At 60.5% G+C, this 22,315-nt stretch carries 17 protein-coding genes; 10 read left to right on the forward strand and 7 right to left on the reverse strand.

Features of this window, described 5'->3' with window-relative positions; all coding sequences use genetic code 11:
- Position 1 precedes the first annotated feature (1 nt).
- The 5 genes from fadA to PSEBG33_RS18850 all read left to right on the forward strand — a co-directional run bounded on the left by fadA (position 2) and on the right by PSEBG33_RS18850 (position 5,856).
- Positions 2 to 1,177, forward strand: coding sequence for an acetyl-CoA C-acyltransferase FadA (fadA, locus tag PSEBG33_RS18870; RefSeq protein ID WP_005786153.1), 1,176 nt, complete (start codon positions 2 to 4; stop codon positions 1,175 to 1,177).
- A gap of 98 nt (positions 1,178 to 1,275) precedes the next feature.
- Complete coding sequence (locus PSEBG33_RS18865) at positions 1,276 to 1,512, forward strand: DUF1653 domain-containing protein (protein ID WP_032803813.1); 237 nt, start codon at positions 1,276 to 1,278, stop codon at positions 1,510 to 1,512.
- A gap of 114 nt (positions 1,513 to 1,626) precedes the next feature.
- Entirely contained in the window at positions 1,627 to 4,248 is a 2,622-nt protein-coding gene (gene topA, locus PSEBG33_RS18860; RefSeq protein ID WP_005786156.1) for a type I DNA topoisomerase, read from the forward strand.
- Between the two features lie 737 nt (positions 4,249 to 4,985).
- Positions 4,986 to 5,507, forward strand: coding sequence for a DUF6586 family protein (locus PSEBG33_RS18855; RefSeq protein ID WP_005786158.1), 522 nt, complete (start codon positions 4,986 to 4,988; stop codon positions 5,505 to 5,507).
- 115 nt (positions 5,508 to 5,622) lie between these two features.
- Positions 5,623 to 5,856, forward strand: coding sequence for a hypothetical protein (locus PSEBG33_RS18850; RefSeq protein ID WP_005786160.1), 234 nt, complete (start codon positions 5,623 to 5,625; stop codon positions 5,854 to 5,856).
- Positions 5,857 to 5,910: 54 nt separating this feature from the next.
- Here the strand turns inward: PSEBG33_RS18850 and sulA are convergent, their stop codons facing one another.
- Together sulA and lexA are read right to left on the reverse strand one after the other, a co-directional pair.
- Entirely contained in the window at positions 5,911 to 6,384 is a 474-nt protein-coding gene (gene sulA, locus PSEBG33_RS18845) for an SOS-induced cell division inhibitor SulA (RefSeq protein WP_005786162.1), read from the reverse strand.
- A gap of 10 nt (positions 6,385 to 6,394) precedes the next feature.
- Positions 6,395 to 7,003, reverse strand: a complete 609-nt coding sequence (gene lexA / locus PSEBG33_RS18840) for a transcriptional repressor LexA (RefSeq protein ID WP_003172575.1) — start codon at positions 7,001 to 7,003, stop codon at positions 6,395 to 6,397.
- A 263-nt stretch (positions 7,004 to 7,266) separates the two neighbouring features.
- Between lexA and PSEBG33_RS18835 the strand changes: the two genes are divergently transcribed.
- The gene (locus tag PSEBG33_RS18835; RefSeq protein ID WP_005786171.1) at positions 7,267 to 7,974 is read left to right on the forward strand and encodes a TetR/AcrR family transcriptional regulator; all 708 of its coding nucleotides are present in this window, start codon (positions 7,267 to 7,269) and stop codon (positions 7,972 to 7,974) included.
- Positions 7,975 to 8,110: 136 nt separating this feature from the next.
- A complete protein-coding gene (gene nagZ, locus PSEBG33_RS18830; protein ID WP_005786173.1) occupies positions 8,111 to 9,121 on the forward strand; it encodes a beta-N-acetylhexosaminidase in 1,011 nt (336 codons plus the stop codon).
- Positions 9,122 to 9,222: 101 nt separating this feature from the next.
- Here the strand turns inward: nagZ and PSEBG33_RS18825 are convergent, their stop codons facing one another.
- Genes PSEBG33_RS18825 through mfd form a run of 3 tightly spaced genes read right to left on the reverse strand, consistent with a single transcriptional unit; the run spans position 9,223 to position 15,950 of the window.
- A complete protein-coding gene (locus tag PSEBG33_RS18825) occupies positions 9,223 to 11,913 on the reverse strand; it encodes a DEAD/DEAH box helicase (protein ID WP_005786174.1) in 2,691 nt (896 codons plus the stop codon).
- A gap of 9 nt (positions 11,914 to 11,922) precedes the next feature.
- The gene (locus PSEBG33_RS18820; protein ID WP_005786177.1) at positions 11,923 to 12,489 is read right to left on the reverse strand and encodes a CsiV family protein; all 567 of its coding nucleotides are present in this window, start codon (positions 12,487 to 12,489) and stop codon (positions 11,923 to 11,925) included.
- A gap of 11 nt (positions 12,490 to 12,500) precedes the next feature.
- Positions 12,501 to 15,950 (reverse strand): transcription-repair coupling factor, encoded by a 3,450-nt coding sequence (gene mfd / locus PSEBG33_RS18815; RefSeq protein WP_005786178.1) that lies wholly within the window; start codon positions 15,948 to 15,950, stop codon positions 12,501 to 12,503.
- A gap of 340 nt (positions 15,951 to 16,290) precedes the next feature.
- On the opposite strand from mfd, the gene PSEBG33_RS18810 reads away from it, so the two are divergent.
- The gene (locus PSEBG33_RS18810; protein WP_032803369.1) at positions 16,291 to 17,754 is read left to right on the forward strand and encodes a glyceraldehyde-3-phosphate dehydrogenase; all 1,464 of its coding nucleotides are present in this window, start codon (positions 16,291 to 16,293) and stop codon (positions 17,752 to 17,754) included.
- A 426-nt stretch (positions 17,755 to 18,180) separates the two neighbouring features.
- Positions 18,181 to 19,575, forward strand: coding sequence for a Si-specific NAD(P)(+) transhydrogenase (gene sthA, locus PSEBG33_RS18805; protein ID WP_005786183.1), 1,395 nt, complete (start codon positions 18,181 to 18,183; stop codon positions 19,573 to 19,575).
- Between the two features lie 42 nt (positions 19,576 to 19,617).
- Here sthA and PSEBG33_RS18800 read toward each other — a convergent pair whose 3' ends face one another.
- Entirely contained in the window at positions 19,618 to 20,340 is a 723-nt protein-coding gene (locus PSEBG33_RS18800; protein ID WP_003172585.1) for a glycerophosphodiester phosphodiesterase, read from the reverse strand.
- Positions 20,341 to 20,384: 44 nt separating this feature from the next.
- The gene (locus PSEBG33_RS18795; protein WP_005786185.1) at positions 20,385 to 20,963 is read right to left on the reverse strand and encodes a PilZ domain-containing protein; all 579 of its coding nucleotides are present in this window, start codon (positions 20,961 to 20,963) and stop codon (positions 20,385 to 20,387) included.
- A 94-nt stretch (positions 20,964 to 21,057) separates the two neighbouring features.
- On the opposite strand from PSEBG33_RS18795, the gene PSEBG33_RS18790 reads away from it, so the two are divergent.
- Positions 21,058 to 22,308: a lipoprotein-releasing ABC transporter permease subunit gene (locus tag PSEBG33_RS18790; protein WP_005786187.1), complete on the forward strand. Its 1,251-nt coding sequence runs from the start codon at positions 21,058 to 21,060 to the stop codon at positions 22,306 to 22,308.
- Positions 22,309 to 22,315 lie beyond the last annotated feature (7 nt).

Here is a 22,315-nt window from a genome sequence, read left to right on the forward strand (position 1 = left end):
TATGAGCTTGAATCCAAGAGACGTCGTGATTGTCGACTTCGGTCGTACTCCGATGGGCCGCTCCAAGGGCGGCATGCACCGCAACACCCGCGCTGAAGATATGTCGGCGCACCTGATCAGCAAGCTGCTGGAACGTAACGTCAAGGTTGACCCGAACGAAGTCGAAGACGTGATCTGGGGCTGCGTCAACCAGACCCTGGAGCAGGGCTGGAACATCGCGCGCATGGCGTCGTTGATGACTCAGATCCCGCACACCGCAGCCGGCCAGACCGTCAGCCGCCTGTGCGGCTCGTCGATGAGCGCGCTGCACACCGCTGCACAAGCGATCATGACCGGCAACGGTGATGTATTCGTGGTCGGCGGCGTGGAACATATGGGCCACGTCAGCATGATGCACGGCGTCGATCCCAACCCGCACATGTCGCTGTACGCGGCGAAGGCCTCGGGCATGATGGGCCTGACCGCGGAAATGCTTGGCAAGATGCACGGCATCACTCGCGAAGCCCAGGACGCGTTCGGCCTGCGTTCCCACCAACTCGCCCACAAGGCGACCGTGGAAGGCAAGTTCAAGGATGAGATCATCCCGATGAACGGCTATGACGAGAACGGTTTCCTGAAACTGTTCGACTACGACGAAACCATTCGTCCGGACACCACCCTGGAAAGCCTCGCGGCGTTGAAGCCTGCGTTCAATCCAAAGGGCGGCACCGTGACAGCCGGTACGTCGTCGCAGATCACCGACGGTGCTTCGTGCATGATCGTGATGTCGGCGCAGCGTGCCCAGGACCTGGGTATCCAGCCGTTGGCCGTGATCCGTTCGATGGCGGTAGCAGGTGTGGACCCGGCGATCATGGGCTATGGTCCAGTACCGGCCACACAAAAAGCCTTGAAGCGCGCAGGCCTTTCCATCTCCGATATCGACTTCTTCGAGCTCAACGAAGCTTTCGCCGCACAGGCCCTGCCAGTGCTGAAAGATTTGAAAGTACTCGACAAGATGAACGAGAAGGTTAACCTGCACGGCGGTGCGATTGCCCTGGGCCACCCATTCGGTTGCTCCGGTGCACGTATCTCCGGCACTTTGCTTAACGTGATGAAGCAAAATGGCGGCAACCTTGGGGTTGCAACCATGTGCATTGGTCTCGGCCAAGGCATCTCCACCGTCTTCGAACGCGTCTAAACGTTCGGTTGACGGAAGCCGGGGCCCAGTGCCCCGGTTTTTGTTTTTTGGAACTTTTTAATATTTTTTTTCAACAAATTTTGTACGAGGGCCAGAGCATGAAAGTCGAACCAGGGCTCTACCAACATTACAAGGGGCCGCAGTACCGCGTTTTCAGCGTGGCACGGCACTCGGAAACCGAAGAAGAAGTGGTGTTTTACCAAGCACTGTATGGCGAATACGGCTTTTGGGTGCGTCCCTTGAGCATGTTCCTGGAGACCGTTGAAGTTGACGGCGAGCAGGTCCCGCGCTTTGCTTTGGTCCAGGCCGAACCCAGTCTTTTTAAAGGGCAATAACGGCAGGTCGCGCAGAATGCTGCGCTTGACCTCACCTTGTTGCCACTATATATAGCGTTGCCGCGACAGGCGCCAACTGCCTTTCACTTCTCGAATTCAGGAACTTTCCGATCCATGGGCAAATCGCTGGTCATTGTGGAATCCCCGGCTAAGGCCAAGACCATCAACAAGTACTTGGGCAACGAGTACGTGGTGAAGTCGAGTATCGGCCATATCCGAGACCTGCCCACCAGCGGTTCGGCTAGCGCCAGCAAGGAGCCTGCCGCCAAGCGCGGCAAGGCGGCCGCAGGCGAAGGTCCGGTGCTCAGCCCTAAAGAGAAAGCGCGCAAGCAGCTGGTCTCGCGCATGGGTGTGGACCCGGACCATGGCTGGAAGGCCAAGTACGAAATTCTTCCGGGCAAGGAAAAGGTCATCGAAGAGCTGCGCCGGCTCGCCAAGGATGCTGACACCATCTATCTCGCGACGGACTTGGACCGCGAAGGGGAAGCCATTGCCTGGCACCTGCGCGAAGCCATCGGCGGTGATGACAGCCGCTACAAGCGTGTGGTGTTCAACGAAATCACCAAGAAAGCCATCCAGGAAGCCTTCTCCAAGCCGGGCGAGCTGGACATTGACCGCGTCAACGCCCAGCAGGCCCGTCGCTTCCTCGACCGCGTCGTGGGCTACATGGTCTCGCCACTGCTGTGGGCGAAAATTGCCCGTGGTTTGTCCGCCGGCCGTGTGCAATCGGTTGCGGTGAAGCTGGTGGTGGAGCGTGAGCGTGAGATTCGTGCGTTCAACCCCGAAGAATATTGGGAAGTCCACGCGGACCTGGGCACTGCCAAGGGCGCCAACGTGCGCTTCGAAGTGGCCCGCGAGAAAGGCGAGGCCTTCAAGCCGCTGAACGAAGCCCAGGCCATGGCCGCGCTGGAAAAGCTCAAGGCTTCCAGCTACAGCATCGTCAAGCGTGAAGACAAACCGACCAGCAGCAAGCCGTCGGCGCCGTTTATCACTTCTACCCTGCAACAGGCCGCGAGCAACCGCCTGGGCTTCGGGGTGAAGAAGACCATGATGATGGCCCAGCGTCTGTATGAAGCCGGTTACATCACCTACATGCGTACCGACTCCACCAACCTGTCGCAAGACGCGGTGGCGATGGCGCGCACGTATATTGAAAGCGAATTCGGCAAGACCTATCTGCCGGAGAAGCCGAACGTCTACAGCAGCAAGGAAGGCGCACAAGAGGCTCACGAAGCGATTCGTCCTTCCGACGCCAACACCACGCCCGCCAAGCTGAGCGGCATGGAGCGTGACGCTGAGCGCCTCTACGAGCTGATCTGGCGCCAGTTCCTGGCCTGCCAGATGCTGCCGGCGCAATACCTGTCTACCACTGTCAGTGTGGGCGCTGGCGACTTCGAGCTGCGCGCCAAGGGCCGTATCCTCAAGTTCGACGGCTACACCCGCGTCATGCCGCAAATCGCCAAGCCAGGCGATGACGACGTGCTGCCGGACATGGCCCAGGGCGATACGTTGAAGCTGATCAAGCTCGACCCGTCCCAGCATTTCACCAAGCCGCCGGCGCGCTATTCGGAAGCCAGCCTGGTGAAAGAGATGGAGAAACGCGGTATCGGTCGCCCGTCGACCTATGCAGCGATCATCTCTACCATCCAGGATCGTGGCTACGTCGCGCTGCACAACCGTCGTTTCTATTCGGAAAAGATGGGCGATATCGTTACCGAGCGTCTGTCCGAGAGCTTCTCCAACCTGATGGACTACGGCTTCACCGCCGGTATGGAAGAGAACCTCGATGACGTGGCCCAGGGCGAGCGCGACTGGAAAAACGTGCTGGATGAGTTCTACGGCGACTTCAAGAAAAAACTCGAAGTGGCCGAGAACCCTGAGAGCGGTATGCGCGCCAACCAGCCGGTAATGACGGATATTCCGTGCACCACCTGCGGTCGACCAATGCAGATTCGTACCGCCTCCACGGGCGTATTCCTCGGTTGCTCGGGCTACAGCCTGCCGCCCAAAGAGCGCTGCAAGGCGACCGTCAACCTGGTGCCGGGTGATGAAATCGCGGCTGATGACGAGGGTGAATCCGAGTCGCTGGTGCTGCGTGGCAAGCACCGCTGCCCGATCTGCAGCACGGCGATGGACGCCTACCTGCTGGACGAGAAGCACAAGTTGCACATCTGCGGTAACAACCCCGATTGCAATGGCTACGAGATCGAAGAGGGCACCTACCGCATCAAAGGCTATGAAGGTCCGAGCCTGGAATGCGATAAGTGCGGCAGCGAGATGCAGCTCAAGACCGGCCGTTTCGGCAAGTTCTTCGGCTGCACCAATCCGACCTGCAAGAACACGCGCAAACTGCTCAAAAGCGGTGATGCGGCGCCGCCGAAGATGGATCCGGTGAAGATGCCGGAGCTCAAGTGCGAAAAGGTCAACGACACCTACATCCTGCGTGACGGTGCTTCGGGGCTGTTCCTGGCTGCCAGCCAGTTCCCGAAAAACCGCGAGACCCGTGCGCCGCTCGTGATGGAAATCGTACCGCACAAGGACGAGATCGATCCGAAGTACCACTTCCTGTGTGAAGCGCCGAAGAAGGACCCGGATGGTCGCCCAGCCGTAATCCGCTACAGCCGCAAGACCAAGGAGCAGTACGTGCAGACCGAAGTGGACGGCAAGCCTACCGGCTGGAAAGCGTTCTACGACGGCGGCAAGTGGAAGGTCGAGGACAAGCGCCAGGGCGCTTGATCCATCGGATGCGCTGAAGATCCAAATGTGGGAGGGGGCTTGCCCCCGATGAGCATGGGTATCTACACAACTTTGGCATGGCCCTGAACCTGTGGCGAGGGAGCTTGCTCCCGTGGCGGCCTGACAGCCACCGACTATCTAAATGATGCGACGCGATCCAAATGTGGGAGCTGGCTTGCCTGCGAAGGCGGCCTGACAGCCGACCAGGATGTTGGATCAGACCGAGTACATATCCGTTGCTGCGGTAACGGCCGCTTATGGTTTCGCTCTTACAGCGACTCACTTTTGGAGACGCCCAAAAGTAAGCAAAAGGCCTTCGCCCCACCACTCTGCACCTCGCTGTGGCTCGGTGTGCCCGTAATCCGCCAGTGATTTGGGGGGCCGCCGCCACGCGCCATCCATGGCGCGGGGCGGCTAAACCGGCATCCCTGCCGGTTTACCCCCCCAAATCCCTGTCGAATTCCGGCCAGCGTGGTTTAACGGGGCGCCTAAGATCAAGATCAAAAGCAGATCAAGATCAAGAGCGGCTCGCTTCGCATCGTGGTTACTGATGGTTGCTACGTCAGAGTTGTGTAGATACCTATGCCCGATGAGGGAGTGTCAGTTGATACATCTGTAACTGACCCACCGCCATCGGGAGCAAGCCCCCCCCCCCACATTTGCACTTGCAGTACATTCGGCTGATCCGTGACACTGTTCAGCCAGCATCACGCCTATTCGTTGTGGAGATTGCCGTCATGGCCAACGAACTCTATACCCGTACCAATCAGAAAATTTACTTCGCGGGTTTATCCCTGGACGCCCTTGGCCGTGCAGAGGAAGGGAAGGAGATGAATGCCATCGCGCTGGTGCAGGCGGGGCGCGAAGCGGCCTTGTTCCATCTCTATGGCGCGTTGCTGGGGCTGTGTCATGAAATTGCAGGGTTCTACCGCTTGCCCCAGGCAGGTGCCCCCCGGGCAGAAATGATCATGAATCGTGAAGTGCTCGATTCGATGGCGATCCCTGAGTTGGCCGAGCTGGTGGAAATGGCCCAGAGCCCTGACAGTTGGGTGGCACGGCTGCTCAAGGCCCATGCGGATATGTTCCATCCACCACGTATTCCCCATGTGCCCAAGGGCGATGTCACCCAGCCGCTGATCGTTGCCGTGGCGTTGGAACAGGATGAGCTCAAGCCCTTGGGGCGCGAAGAGTTGGAAGGCTGGCGCCAGGAGCTGAAAAAGATGGCGTTGCGTTTTCGTGAGGGGTTGAACGAGTGCTGAAGGTAGGCGCTCGCCGGGCACCATTCATCAAGCCGTAAAGAAACCTGCCCGGTTCCTCTGCGAGGCTGGGTGGATGACTGATATAATCTCGGCCTTTCGTGGAGAACAGACTTTTATGCCAACGTCCTTTCTGGAAATTGTTGAACTGCCTGATGGCCGAATCGAACTGCGCCGGGCTGAGGACGAAGGTTCTCTGGTTATTCTGGATTTTTCCGAAGATGCCAAAGTGTTCCTGCAGGGCCAGCACGTGGAAGTGGCTAAAGCCATGTTGAGCGTGGGCGTGCAGATGGCAGGTCGCCTGGCTGAAGGCGAACCGGAGAAGGACGACGGCCCGCGGGTACTTCACTGAAGTCTTGTGCTGAAAGGGCTTCCAAGCCCGATCACTGCACGCCAAGCTGTAGTTTTATCCCAAGCGAATATTCAAACTCTGAGCATCGCCCGTACGTGCGGCACTGATGAGTTGCTGCTTGGCGCTCGCATTCAACGGATTCAACCAGCTCACCACCGTATGACTGCGGCCTAGACGCAAGGCCTCACAGGTCAACTGCTGGGCGCTCTGCGCTCCCCGTGGCTGCAACAGCAGGATGCGCTCGCGGTTGAGGCCGGCGTCCCGCAGCCAGGCCTGGGTCAGGCTGGCGGGCGGGGCGATCAGCGTCAGCCAGCGTGCGTCCTGGTCTTCGCTCAATTCGCGCAGAATTGGCGCCAGCAGGTTCAGGCAGCTTTCGGCTGCACCGCGCAACGACAATTCACTGAACGCCTCGGGTTCACCGCCCCAGGGGGCTTCGACCGTTTCCTTGAGGATGGGCGCAAGGGGTTGGGCCATAAAGGCCTCGAACAGCGACAGTTGTGTGTGTTGTGGGGTGTGCACGAGCTGCATGATGCCTCCTTTAGCGGCGAATGACGCCGACACTCAAGCCTTCGATCACCAGGTCCTGATCTTTCAGGTTGACTTCAATCGGGGCGAACTCAGGGTTCTCGGCCAGCAGCCAGACCTTGCTGCCTTCACGCTTGAAGCGTTTGACCGTGACCTCATCACCGATACGGGCGACGACGATCTGGCCATTGCGGGCTTCACGGGTGGTATGCACGGCGAGCAGGTCGCCATCGAAGATGCCTACGTCCTTCATGCTCATGCCGTGCACACGCAACAGATAGTCGGCGCGAGGATGGAAGAAGGTCGGGTTGATATTGCAGGATTCCTCGACGTGCTGCTGCGCCAGGATCGGCGCACCGGCAGCGACGCGGCCGATGATCGGCAGTGTCGATTCGTCGGCCTTGGCTTCAAAGCCAGGGATGCGGATACCGCGTGATGCCCCTGGAGTCATCTCGATCGCGCCTTTGCGAGCGAGCGCCTTGAGGTGCTCTTCCGCGGCATTCGGGGACTTGAACCCCAGTTCCAGGGCAATCTCCGCACGGGTAGGCGGGTAACCGTTGTCATCAAGGCAGCGCTTGATGAAGGCCAGAATCTCGGCTTGGCGTGGCGTCAGTTTTAGCATGTTGATCGCTCTGTCTTTTTATACAGTGACTGGGATTATATACAGTGAGCTGCGCTTGGCAATCATCCTTTTGCGCGACTCCGCTGGACGGTCATGCGTCACCCTTCCTACAACGTAGATGGGGTGTTGCCTACACGGCGGAAGGGATGTGATTAAATAGCGATGAAAGGGGTGACTGCCCGGCCGGAAAGCGAACCCGCAGGCTTGACAAGACACACTCTGAAACGTATGTTTCAAACAAGTGTTTGTCAGGCGGAGTAGCCATGGCCCAGTCGGAAACCGTTGAACGCATTCTCGATGCTGCCGAGCAATTGTTCGCGGAAAAAGGATTTGCTGAAACCTCATTGCGGCTGATCACCAGCAAGGCTGGGGTCAACCTCGCTGCCGTGAACTATCATTTCGGCTCGAAAAAAGCCCTGATCCAAGCGGTGTTTTCCCGCTTCCTGGGGCCATTCTGTGCCAGCCTCGACCGTGAGTTGGAGCGCCGCCAGGCCAAGGCTGATCACAAGCCAAGCCTGGAAGAACTGCTGGAAATTCTTGTAGAGCAGGCGTTGGTCGTGCAACCTCGCAGTGGTAATGACCTGTCGATCTTCATGCGCCTGCTGGGCCTGGCGTTCAGCCAGAGCCAAGGCCACCTGCGCCGTTACCTGGAAGACATGTACGGCAAAGTATTCCGCCGCTATATGTTGCTGGTCAACGAGGCGGCCCCACGTATTCCGCCTATCGAACTGTTCTGGCGCGTGCATTTCATGCTCGGCGCTGCGGCGTTCAGCATGTCCGGGATCAAGGCGTTGCGAGCGATAGCCGAGACCGATTTCGGCGTGAACACCTCGATCGAACAGGTGATGCGCCTGATGGTGCCGTTCCTCGCTGCGGGTATGCGCGCCGAGACTGGCGTCACCGACTCGACCATGGCCGCCGCCCAACTGCGCCCACGCAGCAAAACTGCACCGGTCGCCGCCAAGGTTTGACCGCCCCTGGGTGTGCGTGGCCGCTTGCATCCGCTAAGCTAGCCGCCATGCCGATTTCAGCTATTTGTCCGCAACCCGTCGTGCTGACCGTGCCTGGTCAGCACGACGGGTTGTGTGCGTTATTTAAGGAAGGTTTATGACTGCTGCCCTGCAAGGTTCTTTGATGGTCGACGTTGCCGGTACCTGGCTGACGGCCGAGGATCGTCACCTGTTGCGCCAACCGGAAGTGGGCGGCCTGATTATTTTTGCGCGCAATATCGAGCATCCACGCCAGGTTCGCGAGCTGAGTGCGGCGATCCGTGCGGTGCGCCCGGACCTGCTGCTGGCGGTCGATCAGGAAGGTGGCCGCGTGCAGCGTCTGCGCCAAGGCTTTGTGCGCCTGCCGGCCATGCGCGCGCTGGCCGATAACCCCAACGCTGAATACCTGGCAGAACAGTGCGGCTGGATCATGGCCACCGAAGTACTGGCCGTGGGTCTCGACCTGAGTTTCGCCCCGGTGCTGGACCTGGATTACCAACGCAGCGCTGTGGTCGGCACTCGCTCCTTTGAAGGCGACCCCGAGCGCGCCGCCGTACTGGCCGGTGCCTTTATCCGCGGCATGAACAGCGCCGGCATGGCCGCCACCGGCAAACACTTCCCTGGCCACGGTTGGGCCGAGGCCGATTCCCACGTCGCCATTCCCAATGACGAGCGTAGCCTGGAACAAATTCGCGCCAATGACCTGGTGCCTTTCGCACGCTTGAGCAAGCAATTGGCCGCAGTGATGCCCGCGCACGTGATCTACCCGCAGGTGGACAGCCAGCCCGCCGGCTTCTCGCGCCGCTGGTTGCAGGACATCCTGCGCGGCGAGTTGCAGTTTGATGGGGTGATTTTCAGTGATGACCTGTCCATGGCGGGCGCCCACGTGGTGGGTGATGCGGCGAGTCGGATCGAGGCGGCGCTGACGGCGGGTTGTGATATGGGGCTGGTGTGCAATGACCGCGCGGCTGCCGAGCTGGCACTCACCGCCGCGCAGCGGATGAAGGTCGCGCCGTCGGCGCGGATTGCGCGTATGCGTGGGCAGGCGGTTGCGTCGACGGACTATAAGCAGTACCCGCGTTGGCTGACAGCGCTTACTGCGTTGCGTGATGCGCAGTTGATCGACTGAAAACCGAAGCGCGGCCATCGCAGGCAAGCCAGCTCCCACATTTTGATGTGTGAATACATTCAAGTGTGGGAGCTGGCTTGCCTGCGATAGCGATCTAACAGTCAGCGCTTCTCTTGCTTATTAGGCAGTGGTGCGAAGAGCGCCTCGATATCCTCATTACCCAACTGCCAATCGCCAGTGGTCCGGCCATCCAGAACACCCGCCGCAAGGTCGGACTTCTCCTTCTGCAAGTGCTGGATTTTCTCCTCCACCGTGCCTCGGGCAATCATCTTGTACACGAACACCGGTTTTTCCTGCCCGATGCGATACGCGCGGTCGGTGGCCTGGTTTTCCGTGGCCGGGTTCCACCACGGGTCGTAGTGAATCACCGTGTCGGCTTCGGTCAGGTTCAAACCCACGCCACCGGCCTTCAAGCTGATCAGAAAGATCTGCAACTTGCCGCTCTGGAAATCCTTCACCGGTGTACGCCGGTCGCGGGTCTGCCCAGTCAGCAACGCGTAGGCAATCCCGCGCTTTTTAAGTTCGGTCTCGATCAGGCTCAGCATCGAGGTGAACTGCGAAAACAGCAGAATCCTGCGGCCTTCGGCAAACAGCTCGTCGAGCATTTCCATCAGGCTGTCGAGCTTGCCTGAGCTGCTGCCACGCGCTGGCAGAGTGGCGTCGTTGACCAGGCGCAGGTCGCAGCACACTTGTCGCAGTTTGAGCAGCGCTTCAAGGATGATGATCTGGCTGCGTGCCACGCCCTTGCGGGTGATTTCGTCGCGGACCTTTTTATCCATGGCCAGGCGCATGGTTTCGTACACATCGCGCTGGGCCTCGTTGAGGTCGACCCAGTGGATGATTTCAGTCTTGGGTGGCAATTCGGTCGCCACCTGTTCCTTGGTGCGGCGCAGCAGGAAGGGTTTGATTCGACCGTTTAGGTGCTGCAAGCGCACGTCACTGGCGCGCTTTTCAATCGGCACGCGGTAATCACGGTTGAAGCTCTTCACGTCGCCCAGCCAACCCGGCAACAGGAAGTGGAACAGGGACCACAGTTCACCCAAGTGGTTTTCCAATGGCGTGCCGCTCAGGCACAAGCGCTGGCGGGCATTCAGCTCGCGTGCGGCCTGGGCGGCCTTGCTGGACGGGTTCTTGATGTACTGCGCTTCATCCAGGATCAAGACGTGCAAGGGCAGGGCGGCGAGCGTGTCGATGTCCTTGGGCAGCAGGGCATACGTGGTCAGCAGCAGGTCGTAGTCGTGCAGGTTGGCGAAGTGTTTCTTGCGCCCTGCGCCGTACAGCGCCTGCACCCGCAGTTGCGGGGTGAAGTGCGCTGCTTCGTCGAGCCAGTTCGGAATCAGGCTGGTGGGCACCACGACCATGCAGGGCCGATCAAGGCGCCCGGCGATTTTCTCGGAGAGAATATGCGCGAGGGTTTGCAGGGTTTTGCCCAGGCCCATGTCGTCCGCGAGAATCCCGCCCACTTCCAGCTGGCGCAGTGACTGCATCCAGCTCAAGCCTTCCAGTTGATAGGGGCGCAAGGTTGCGTTCAGGCCCTGGGGCGCGACGCAGGTGAAGTCCTTGATGTCTCGCAGGCGTTGGGCGAAGTTACGAATCTTCTCGCCACCCTCCCATTGCAACGGCAGGTCTTCCAGCGGGTTGAGCCTGATCGCGTCGGCCTTGGCCAGGCGCAACGTCGTGGTGCCGGTTTCCTGCAGGTAGAACTCGCCGAGAGTCGCCAGTACCGGTTTCAAGCGCCCGTAGGGCAGCGCCACTTGCAGCGGGCCGTGGCCGTTGGGCAGCCCGGGAATATTCACCAGGATCAGTTCATCATCGCGGCGCCTTGCGAGTTTTTCCGGGTTGAGGATCTCGGTGTGGGAGCGCATCAGGTTCAGCAATATCGGTAGCAGGCTCAACCGTTCGCCATTGACGATGATGCCCAACTCCAGGTCGAACCAGTCACGCTCCGGCGCTTCATCGACGCTGGCGTACCAGTCGTCCACCGGGCTCAGGTCGAAACCGAAGTCTTCATCGATTTGCAGCTCCCAGCCCTCGGCCCGCAGCGTCGGCGATGAGTTGAGCGTGAAGTTCAGCCAGGCGCTGTCATTGACCATCTCGAACAGCTCGCCGGCGCTTTCAGGCAAGGCCTTGCTTTGGCGCGTAGCGATCTTGAAACCCAGCAGACGCAGCTGTTCGCGACAGGCTTGTTCCAGCTCGGGGTGGCGCTTGATTCGCAGGCTTTGGGTGTCCTGGCGCACGATGATATCGGCGTTCTTTTGCCCACTGACGTAATTGCCCAGGTAGTTGAACGACAGTGCCGCACGGTGCTGGATATAGCGCTGCATCTTGCCGTTGCGCGGTTCGAACGCGCTGAACTCGACGCTCGCCAGCCACAGGCGTGGCACGGGCTGCACATCCTCCATGACCACCTGCGGCAGGACCACGCGGTTATCCAGCACGGCCTGGAGTTTTTCCAGCAGTTGCGCATCCTGGGTTGCCGCCGGGTAGGCCAGGGTTTCCTGGACCTTGAGCAACACCGCCGCGATGTGTTTGCAGTTGGTGTGCACCGGGCAGGTACAGCGGCTATCCACCAGGATCAGCAGGCCCTTGGCCGACTCACGCAACGAGATGGTTTGCCGATAGACGTTACCGCCGGAACCTTCGCAACTGGCGGTAATGGTGCTGTCACCGCACTCGACGATACGCACGCGGTTTTCCAGTGCGTAACGCCGCCCGCGCTCCAGGCTCTGCTCTTTGAAGCGATTGGCCCACGAAGGGGCCAGGGGTTTGGTCAGAGGCGAAGTGAGGGGCATGGCGCTGGATCAGTCCTGCATGTCGGGCGGTGGTGCGCTGGGCGGCTTGGCGGTCAGCGAGGTGATCTTGATCAGCAACGCCAGGTGGCCGCCGTCCAGGTAATTAAGCTGGTTGTTCTTGGTGCGTACGTCTTTCTGCGCCAGGTGTTCACTGGCGATCACGCTGCCGTTGCCGTCGAACTGGTTGATCCAGAAATCAGCATCGATGTCGGTGAAACGACCCAGTTGCAGGCTCAGCACGCCTTCGATAGGAAACTGGCCGAATTGCTCCTGGCCGTCGGTGATCGCGATCTTCACCGGCTGCTCGCCCAGGTTCTGTTCCCAGGCCTTGTGCGCGAGCACGGTGTAGTTGGAATCAGCGCGCAATTTTTCGACGATGTTGCCCAGGCGCGGCGGGCTCAGCTGCTCGCCCAGGCGCTGGGCGCCGCCGTCCCAGTTCTCCGGGGCGGCGCGGCTGTTGATCACCGGCTCCGCATTCTGGCGCACCAGGATCATTTCCACCTGGTACGGGCTGTCGGCAAATGCCGAAGGCGCGAGTACCACCAACAACAGGCTCAGAATGCGGAACAAGCGCATGGCGACGTCCTTCAAGCGGATTTCGGGATGAGGCGCTCAAACAGCGCCTCCAGGGTATTGAAGCGTTCTTCGGCACGTTCCATCGGCACCATGAACTTGAACAGCGTAGCCCCTTCGAACTTGTAGCGGTTGGGCTGGCCCTGGATCAGCTTGATCAGTACCAACGGGTCGACCGGCGTCTGCGCTTCGAATTCGATACGCCCACCTTGCGGCCCGGCGTCGACCTTCTTGATCCCCAACTGCTCGGCCTGCAACTTGAGCAGGGTCAGGCGCACCAGGTTCTTGGTCGGTTCGGGCAGCAGGCCGAAGCGGTCGATCATCTCCACTTGCAGGTCCTTGAGGCCCTCTTCGTCGGTGGCCGAGGCGATGCGCTTGTAGAGGATCAGCCGCGCATGAACATCCGGCAGGTAGTCTTCGGGAATCAATGCCGGCAAGCGCAGGTTGATCTCCGGGCCGCCGCCCAGGGGTTGATCGAGGTTCGGTTGCTCGCCCTTGCGGATGGCTTTCACTGCGCGTTCGAGCATCTCCATATATAACGTGAAACCGACCGCCTGGATCTGCCCGCTCTGGCCGTCGCCGAGCAACTCGCCGGCGCCACGGATTTCCAGGTCGTTGGTGGCCAGCACAAAACCGGCGCCGAGGTCCTGGGTATTGGCGATCGCTTCCAGGCGTTTTTCCGCATCGGAAGTGATCTGCTGGCGCGGCGGCGTGAGCAGATAGGCATAGGCCTGGTGGTGACTGCGCCCGACGCGGCCGCGCAGTTGGTGCAGCTGCGCCAGGCCGAACTTGTCGGCGCGCTCGATGATGATGGTGTTGGCGCTGGGCACGTCGATGCCGGTCTCGATGATGGTCGAGGCGATCAGCACGTTGAAGCGCTTGTGGTAGAAGTCGCTCATTACCTGTTCGAGTTCGCGCTCGCGCATCTGCCCGTGGCCGATGGCGATACGGGCTTCCGGCACCAGCTCGGCGAGGTCGGCGGCGCATTTCTCGATGGTCTTCACATCGTTGTGCAGGTAATACACCTGGCCGCCGCGCAGCAGTTCACGCAGCAGCGCTTCCTTGACCGTGCTTTTGTTCTGCTCCATCACGAAGGTGCGCACTGACAGGCGGCGTGCGGGCGGTGTAGCGATGATCGACAGGTCGCGCATACCCGATACGGCCATGTTCAGCGTGCGCGGAATCGGCGTAGCAGTGAGGGTAAGGATGTCGACTTCGCTGCGCAGGGCCTTGAGCTGTTCTTTCTGGCGCACGCCAAAGCGGTGCTCTTCGTCGATGATCACCAGGCCCAGGTTCTTGATCTTCACATCGTCCGACAGCAGCTTGTGGGTGCCGATGACGATATCGATCTTGCCCTCGGCCAGGTCGGCAACGGCGGCATTCACTTCCTTGGCGGACTTGAAGCGGCTCATCACTTCCACGGTCACCGGCCAGTCGGCAAAGCGGTCGCGGAAGCTGTTGTAGTGCTGCTGGGCGAGCAGGGTGGTCGGCACCAGGATCGCCACCTGGCGACCGCCGTGCACCGCAATAAAGGCCGCGCGCATGGCCACTTCGGTTTTGCCGAAGCCCACGTCGCCACACACCAGGCGGTCCATCGGCTTGGGCGCGAGCATGTCGGCGCGCACCGCTTCGATGGTGGTTTGCTGGTCTGGGGTTTCTTCGAAGGCGAAGCCGGCGCTGAAGGTGGCGTAGTCGGCTTTCGGGTCGGCGAACGCGTAGCCTTCGCGGGCGGCGCGGCGGGCATAGATGTCGAGCAATTCGGCGGCCACGTCGCGCACCTGCTCGGCGGCCTTGCGCTTGGCTTTCTGCCAGGTCTCGGAGCCCAGGCGATGCAACGGCGCCAAAGCGTCGTCGCTACCGGTGTAACGGGCGATCAGGTGCAGGCTGGCCACCGGCACATAGAGCTTGGCGCCCTCGGCGTATTCCATGGTGAGGAATTCGGCGGCCTGGTTGTCGATCTCCAGGGTCTGCAGGCCCAGGTAGCGGCCGACGCCGTGGTCGATGTGCACCACCGGGGCGCCTTCGCGCAGTTCGGTGAGGTTCTTGATCACCGCGTCGTTGTTGGCGTCTGCGCGTTTTTCCCGGCGACGGCGCTGCATCACGCGCTGGCCGAACAGCGGGCTCTCGGCGATCAGTGCGAGGGCCGGGTCGTCCAACAGCAAGCCTTCGTCCAAGGGGGCGATGGTGATCGCCAGGCGCTCTTTGCTATTTACAAAATCCGGCCAGCTGTCGACGGTCTTGGGCCGCAGTTTCAAGCGTTCCAACAGCTCCAGCAGCACTTCGCGGCGCCCGGCGGACTCGGCGGTAAACAGCACGCGGCCAGGGAAGTCACCGAGGAAGTTGGACAGCGCTTCCAACGGTTGCGTGGCCTTGGCCTGGATCGCCAGGTCGGGCAGGGTTCCCGCGGGGAAGCGTTCCCGACCACTGCCGGCGTCTACATCTTGTTGGCTGGCGACCACGCGCGGCCAGTTTTTCAAGCGGGCGAAGCAGTCTTCTACCGGCAGGAACAGTTCGGCGGGCGGCAATAAAGGCCGGGACGGATCGACGCGGCGCTCTTCATAGCGGTTGCGCACGTCGTTCCAGAAGTTTTCCGCCGCCTGCTCGATGCCTGGCAGCGAGAACACCTGGGTGTCCTGGGGCAGGTAGTCGAAGAGGGTGGAGGTTTCGTCGAAGAACAATGGCAGGTAGTACTCGATACCCGCTGGGGTAATCCCGCTGCTTAAGTCCTGGAAGATTGGGCAGCGACGGAAATCCACGTCAAAGCGCTCACGAAAGCGCGCCTTGAAGCGGGTGACCGCGTCTTTTTGCAGCGGGAACTCCCGCGCCGGCAGCAGCTTGATCGAGTCGACCTTGTCGATGGAGCGCTGGGTTTCCGGATCGAAGGTGCGCAAGGTCTCGATTTCGTCATCGAACAGGTCGATGCGATACGGCAACTTGCTGCCCATCGGGAACAGGTCGATCAGGGCGCCGCGCACTGCGAACTCACCGTGCTCGTACACCGTGTCGACGCAGCGGTAGCCGCTGGCTTCCAGGCGCGTGCGCATCTGTTCTACGTCGAGCTTCTGGCCGATATCCAGCACCAGGCTACTGCCGAGCAGGAACTTGGTCGGCGCCAGGCGGTGCAGCGCCGTGGTGATCGGCACCACCAGCACGCCGTGGGCCAGTTCCGGCAGGCGGTACAGGCTGGCGATGCGCTGGGAGATGATGTCCTGGTGCGGCGAGAACAGGTCGTAAGGCAGGGTTTCCCAGTCGGGAAAATGCAGCACCGGCAAATCCGGGGCGAAGAAGCTCAGCTCCTGCTCCAACCGTTCGGCACTTTGGCTGTCGGCGGTGAGCAGCAGGGTAAAGCGCTTGGCTGCGCTGGCAGCCTCGGCAATGGCCAGGCTCAGGGCGGCACCGGGCAGGTTGCCCCAGTGCTGTTTACCTGCCGCGGCAGGGAGAAGCGGTAGACGCAGAACGGGCACGGAAGGTTGAGCTCCAAGCGTTGCGACAAAGTCGGTAATTGTAACGGCCCCAGGTGCCGCCTGTCAGTTGCTGACTGTGCCTATTACGGTTTGTAGGAAATGTAGTGGCTAAGACAAACAATGACCGGTTTTGACTCAATATGTAGTGCCAAAATGCGCGAATGTTTAGGAGGGTTACGGACAAGTCGGCGATGGCGCTGGACTAGTGGCCTTCTGGAACCCGCGTATTTACTGGGCTGTAGCGCGACGGTATTTTTTTGCAAGGGCTTTTTGTTGCCCCTAGCGCATTGCTCAACGGCCAGTCGGGCGACATAATGTAGCCCCTTTTTTCTGCCCCTACATGTGGAAGGTTCCCGTGACTCAGAAGCCCGACCAGTGTCTTGGTGAATGGATCGACCGTGAAGCACTCGCAGAAGCGATGATTCCGCTTATCGGCCAGCTGTACCGCAATAACAATGTGGTGAGCTCGATCTATGGCCGCAGCCTGATCAACCAGTCTGTCATCGCGATTCTCAAAGCTCACCGCTTTGCGCGCCATCGCTCCGCCGACGACAGCGAACTCTCCGTCCACGAAACATTCCCACTGCTTAAAGCCATGAGCGAGCTCAAGCTCGGCGCGGCCTCGGTAGACCTGGGCAAGTTGGCCTACAAATTCCGCAAGGAAGGCGCCGGCCGCAGTGCCGAGCAGTTCGTGCGTGAAGAAATGGCCGATGTGGTTGGCCAGCAAAACGCCGCGGCCCGCAAAGGCACCGACGTGGTGCTGTACGGCTTCGGCCGTATCGGCCGCCTGCTGGCGCGCATCCTGATCGAGAAAACCGGTGGCGGTGACGGCCTGCGCCTGCGTGCCATCGTGGTGCGCAAAGGCGCCGAAAACGACCTGACCAAACGCGCCAGCCTGCTGCGTCGCGATTCGGTACACGGCTCGTTCAACGGCACCATCACCATTGACGAAGAAAACAACACCATCACCGCCAACGGTAACCTGATCCAGGTGATCTACGCGAAGAACCCGACCGAGGTGGATTACACCCAGTACGGCATCCAGGACGCCCTGCTGGTGGACAACACCGGCGTATGGCGTGATGCCGAGGGCCTGGGCCAGCACCTGGCTTGCCCGGGTATCGACCGTGTCGTGTTGACCGCGCCTGGCAAAGGCAAGCTCAAGAACATCGTGCACGGCATCAACCACGCTGAAATCACCGCTGACGACAAGATCGTGTCCGCCGCTTCCTGCACCACCAACGCCATCGTGCCGGTGCTCAAAGCTGTGAATGACAAGTTCGGCATCGTCAACGGCCACGTTGAAACCGTTCACTCGTACACCAACGACCAGAACCTGATCGACAACTTCCACAAGGGCGATCGCCGTGGCCGTAGCGCCGCGTTGAACATGGTGATCACCGAGACCGGTGCTGCCACCGCTGCTGCCAAGGCCCTGCCTGAGCTGGCCGGCAAGCTGACCGGTAACGCGATCCGTGTACCGACGCCGAACGTGTCGATGGCCATTCTCAACCTCAACCTTGAGAAAGCAGCCACCCGTGAAGAGATGAACGAGTACCTGCGCTACATGGCGCTGCACTCCGATCTGCACAAGCAAATCGACTTCGTCAACTCGCAGGAAGTGGTCTCCACCGACTTCGTTGGCTCGCGCCACGCCGGTGTGGTGGACGCTGAAGCGACCATCACCCAGGACAACCGTGTTGTGCTGTACGTGTGGTACGACAACGAGTTTGGCTACAGCTGCCAGGTGGTTCGCGTGATGGAAGACATGGCTGGGGTCAACCCGCCTGCGTTCCCGCGCTAAGCCTTTGGGCTGAATGAGAAAGCCCCGACTGGTTCGGGGCTTTTTCATGCCTGTGGGTTTTGTGTTGCTGGGTAGGGCCTCTTCGGGAGCAAGCCCCCTCCCACATTTGAATGTATTTGCAGATCAGAATGTGGGAGGGGCGGTGCGACGATTCGACTTGCTCCCGATAGCGATGGCTCAGTCGACACATTAAACAGATAAGAGTTGTCGCATAATGCTCATCCTGAAATCGGCGCTAATTTGCGTCCTGTAGTATGGCAACACTGGCCTACGACGCGACCAAGGGTTAATGTTCGCGGCGCTCGGCCTTCTATAGACTGTGCCCCGGTTCACACACTTGAGCCAAATTGTCCTTCATGACCGCTGGCCGCGGCATGATTTAGCCAGGCGTCCAACCGTACGCCTGGCCTGTTCTGAGGAGTACGCATGGCTGTCTACAACTATGACGTGGTGGTACTGGGTTCCGGCCCGGCTGGAGAAGGTGCGGCGATGAACGCTGCCAAAGCAGGGCGCAAGGTGGCGATGGTCGATAGCCGTCGTCAGGTCGGCGGTAACTGCACCCACCTGGGTACCATCCCGTCCAAGGCGTTGCGTCACTCCGTGCGCCAGATCATGCAGTTCAACACCAACCCGATGTTCCGGGCTATTGGCGAGCCGCGCTGGTTCTCGTTCCCGGACGTGTTGAAAAGCGCCGAAAAAGTCATCTCCAAGCAAGTCGCTTCGCGTACCGGCTACTACGCCCGTAACCGCGTCGACCTGTTCTTCGGCACCGGCAGCTTCGCCGACGAGCAAACCGTCGAAGTGGTCTGCGCCAATGGCGTGGTCGAGAAACTGGTGGCCAAGCACATCATCATTGCCACCGGCTCGCGCCCGTATCGCCCGGCGGACATCGATTTCCACCACCCGCGTATCTACGATAGCGACACCATCCTCAGCCTGGGCCACACCCCGCGCAAACTGATCATCTATGGCGCCGGCGTTATCGGCTGCGAATACGCCTCGATCTTCAGCGGCCTGGGTGTACTGGTGGAGCTGGTGGACAACCGTGACCAGTTACTGAGCTTCCTCGACTCGGAAATTTCCCAGGCGTTGAGCTACCACTTCAGCAACAACAACATCACCGTGCGCCACAACGAAGAGTACGAGCGAGTCGAAGGCCTGGACAACGGTGTGATCCTGCACCTCAAGTCCGGCAAGAAGATCAAGGCCGACGCCTTGCTGTGGTGCAATGGCCGTACCGGCAACACCGACAAGCTGGGTATGGAAAATATCGGGGTCAAGGTCAACAGCCGTGGCCAGATCGAGGTGGACGAGAACTACCGCACCTGCGTAACCAATATCTACGGTGCCGGTGACGTGATCGGCTGGCCAAGCCTGGCCAGTGCCGCCCATGACCAGGGCCGTTCGGCTGCTGGCAGCATTGTCGACAACGGCAGCTGGCGCTACGTGAATGATGTGCCGACCGGGATCTACACGATTCCCGAGATCAGCTCTATCGGCAAGAACGAGCACGAACTGACCAAGGCCAAGGTGCCTTACGAAGTGGGCAAGGCGTTCTTCAAGAGCATGGCGCGTGCGCAGATCGCCGGTGAGCCGCAAGGCATGCTGAAAATCCTGTTCCACCGCGAGACCCTGGAAGTACTCGGCGTGCATTGCTTTGGCTACCAGGCGTCGGAGATCGTGCACATTGGCCAGGCGATCATGAACCAGCCGGGTGAGCAAAATACCCTCAAGTATTTCGTCAACACCACCTTCAACTACCCGACCATGGCCGAAGCCTATCGGGTAGCCGCCTACGACGGCCTCAACCGGCTTTTTTGAGCGGCTCCGGCCGGTGGCCTGAGCCGGCCGGGGAGACCGATTTCAGTAATTCCCGAGAGTGGCAGTGGCCAAACCGGGAAAGTCTGTAATCAGGCTATCTACGCCGAAGTCGGCGAGCCTGCGCATCAGCGCAGGTTCGTTGACCGTCCACACGGATACGTGCAAACCCTGGCGCTGGGCTTTTTCCAGCCGCTCAGGGGTGCATAACGTCCAGTTCAATGCCAGGTATTCACAGCCATAGTTCTGCGCGACCTTCAACGGGTCGAGCCAGGCGTATTCGGCGACCAGGCCGCGTGACAGGTCCGGGGTGAGTTCCACGGCGGCCTTGAGCACTTCCCGCGAGCTTGACGTCACCGTGACCTTGTCCATCAAGCCAAAGCGCACGGCCATTTCGCGAATCGCCAGCACGGTGGTGGCGGCACGGGTACGCGAGGCGCTTTTGACTTCCAGTTGCCAGTGATCGAAGTCGCACTTTTCGAACAGCTCCTCCAGGCGTGGGATCGGGCACGGGCTGACCCAACCCGGGCCGCCTTTGCGCGCGTCCATCTTCACCAGATCAGCCGCCGAGTACTCGACGACCTTGCCGCGCCGGTCGGCGGTGCGCTTGAGGGTCGGGTCATGGATGACCATCAGCTCGCCGTCCATGGATAGGTGCAGGTCCAGCTCGCAACGGCGTACGCCGTGCTTGAGGCATTCCTGAAAACTGGTCAGGGTATTTTCCGGTGCTTCGCCTTTGGCACCGCGATGGCCGTAGATCAGGGTCACAGTTGCTCCTTTGCGCCAGGATCGCTGGCGGAATGAATAGGTATTCAGAGGTCGTCGCTTTGCTCTCGCGCCAGACGGCGTTCCTGCGCCTGCTTTTGCAGGATGTAGCGCGCCAGCAGTTGGCGTTGGGCATCGGTCATGGATTCGAATTCCGTGCCCACATCAAAGCTGTCGCCCTTGGGATCGCAATGGGTCACCCGCGCGCGCAGCAACAGGCCGAGCGCCTGGGGCATCAGCACCAGCTTGACCGCCAGGTGAGTATCGGGTGTCAGCGGGGTAGGGTGCTGGAAGTCGATGCCGCCCTCGGAAAGAATCACCGGTTGCGGCGCGCCCACTTCAGCCAGAAGGCCGCGGGCCATGACCTGGCTGAGCAGGTCCAGGCGCTTGTTTTGCACTTTGAGGAAGGCCGCCAGGCTGCGGTCTTTCTCGCTGATCTGACGCAGCAGGTGCTGGGCTTCGAATTCGCTCAGGTGCAGTTCGCTGAGCAGATTGAATAGCGGCGAATCATCCAGCAACACTTCCTTGCTCGCCGCTTCGGGGCCAGACAATGTGCTGATTTGAAGTGCGATCATGTCGTCGATACGGTAGTATTCGCGGCGCTCTTCTTCATCTAATGTCGACATGGCGAACCCCAGGTAACGGTAATGGTCTGAGTGTAAAGCTGCTTACCAGACCCCGCCACCGGGACGTCTTCTTTTCCTCCGAACAAGCCCCGACATGTTCAGACCTCTCTTCGTATTTATCGGCACGCGTTATACCCGTGCAAAGCGTCGCAATCATTTTGTGTCGTTCATTTCCTTGACCTCGATGATCGGTCTCGCCCTGGGCGTGGTCGTGATGATCGTGGTGCTGTCGGTGATGAACGGCTTCGATCATGAGATGCGTACCCGCGTGCTGGGCATGGTGCCCCACGCGACCATCGAGGGCGATGCGCCCATCAACGACTGGCAAAGCCTGGCCGCCAAGGTCAAGCAGAACCCCAAGGTGGTGGCGGTCGCGCCGTTTACCCAGATGCAGGGGTTGCTGACCAACGACGGCAAGGTGCAGAAGATCCTGCTCAATGCCATCGACCCGGCCCAGGAACGCCACGTCTCGATCATCGACAAGTTCATGCAGCAAGGTAAGCTCGACGACCTGGCCCCCGGCAGTTTCGGCATCGTTATCGGTGACAAGGCGGCGGCCAAGCTCGGTGTGGGGGTTGGCGACAAGCTGACCTTCGTCGCTCCGGAAGTCACCGTGACCCCGGCCGGCATGTTCCCGCGCATGAAGCGCTTTACCGTGGTCGGCACCTTCCACGTCGGCGCCGGCGAGATCGACGGTTACATCGGCCTGACCAACCTTACCGACCTGGCCCGCCTGCATCGCTGGCAGCCGGACCAGGTGCAGGGCCTGCGGCTGAAGTTCAACGACCTGTTCGACGCCCCGCGCGGCGCCTGGGAAATCGCCCAGCACTTGGGTGAATCCGAGTATTACGCCCGCGACTGGACCCGTACCCACGGCAACCTCTACCAGGCCATCCGCATGGAGAAGGCCATGATCGGCCTGCTGTTGCTGCTGATCGTCGCCGTGGCTGCGTTCAACATCATTTCCACGCTGGTGATGGTAGTGAACGACAAGAAGGGCGATATCGCCATCCTGCGTACCCTGGGCGCCACGCCGGGGCAGATCATGGCGATCTTCATGGTGCAGGGCACCGTGATTGGCGTGGTCGGCACCCTGATCGGTACTGCGGTGGGCATTCTGGCCGCTCTGAACGTCAGCGCCGCCATCGCCCTGCTTGAAAAAGTGATCGGCCACAAGTTTCTCAACGCTGACGTCTACTTCATCGACTACTTGCCGTCCCAGGTGCAAACCCAGGACGTGCTGATGGTGGGCGGCGCCGCGTTGGTCCTGAGCTTCCTTGCCACCCTGTATCCAGCCTGGCGCGCGGCACGTACCCAGCCAGCACAGGCATTACGTTATGAGTGAATCGGGC

It is taken from the genome of Pseudomonas synxantha BG33R, assembly GCF_000263715.2.
In the GTDB taxonomy this organism is placed as follows: Bacteria; Pseudomonadota; Gammaproteobacteria; order Pseudomonadales; family Pseudomonadaceae; genus Aquipseudomonas; species Aquipseudomonas synxantha_A.

Coding starts and splice junctions, on each gene's coding strand:
- nagZ (WP_005786173.1), top strand. CDS start 8,111: ATGACTGCTGCCCTGCAAGGTTCTTTGATGGTCGACGTTGCCGGTACC.
- PSEBG33_RS18825 (WP_005786174.1), bottom strand. CDS start 11,913: ATGCCCCTCACTTCGCCTCTGACCAAACCCCTGGCCCCTTCGTGGGCC.
- PSEBG33_RS18795 (WP_005786185.1), bottom strand. CDS start 20,963: ATGTCGACATTAGATGAAGAAGAGCGCCGCGAATACTACCGTATCGAC.
- PSEBG33_RS18865 (WP_032803813.1), top strand. CDS start 1,276: ATGAAAGTCGAACCAGGGCTCTACCAACATTACAAGGGGCCGCAGTAC.
- PSEBG33_RS18855 (WP_005786158.1), top strand. CDS start 4,986: ATGGCCAACGAACTCTATACCCGTACCAATCAGAAAATTTACTTCGCG.
- PSEBG33_RS18810 (WP_032803369.1), top strand. CDS start 16,291: ATGTGGAAGGTTCCCGTGACTCAGAAGCCCGACCAGTGTCTTGGTGAA.
- PSEBG33_RS18835 (WP_005786171.1), top strand. CDS start 7,267: ATGGCCCAGTCGGAAACCGTTGAACGCATTCTCGATGCTGCCGAGCAA.
- PSEBG33_RS18820 (WP_005786177.1), bottom strand. CDS start 12,489: ATGCGCTTGTTCCGCATTCTGAGCCTGTTGTTGGTGGTACTCGCGCCT.
- sthA (WP_005786183.1), top strand. CDS start 18,181: ATGGCTGTCTACAACTATGACGTGGTGGTACTGGGTTCCGGCCCGGCT.
- PSEBG33_RS18790 (WP_005786187.1), top strand. CDS start 21,058: ATGTTCAGACCTCTCTTCGTATTTATCGGCACGCGTTATACCCGTGCA.
- lexA (WP_003172575.1), bottom strand. CDS start 7,003: ATGCTAAAACTGACGCCACGCCAAGCCGAGATTCTGGCCTTCATCAAG.
- fadA (WP_005786153.1), top strand. CDS start 2: ATGAGCTTGAATCCAAGAGACGTCGTGATTGTCGACTTCGGTCGTACT.
- PSEBG33_RS18850 (WP_005786160.1), top strand. CDS start 5,623: ATGCCAACGTCCTTTCTGGAAATTGTTGAACTGCCTGATGGCCGAATC.
- topA (WP_005786156.1), top strand. CDS start 1,627: ATGGGCAAATCGCTGGTCATTGTGGAATCCCCGGCTAAGGCCAAGACC.
- sulA (WP_005786162.1), bottom strand. CDS start 6,384: ATGCAGCTCGTGCACACCCCACAACACACACAACTGTCGCTGTTCGAG.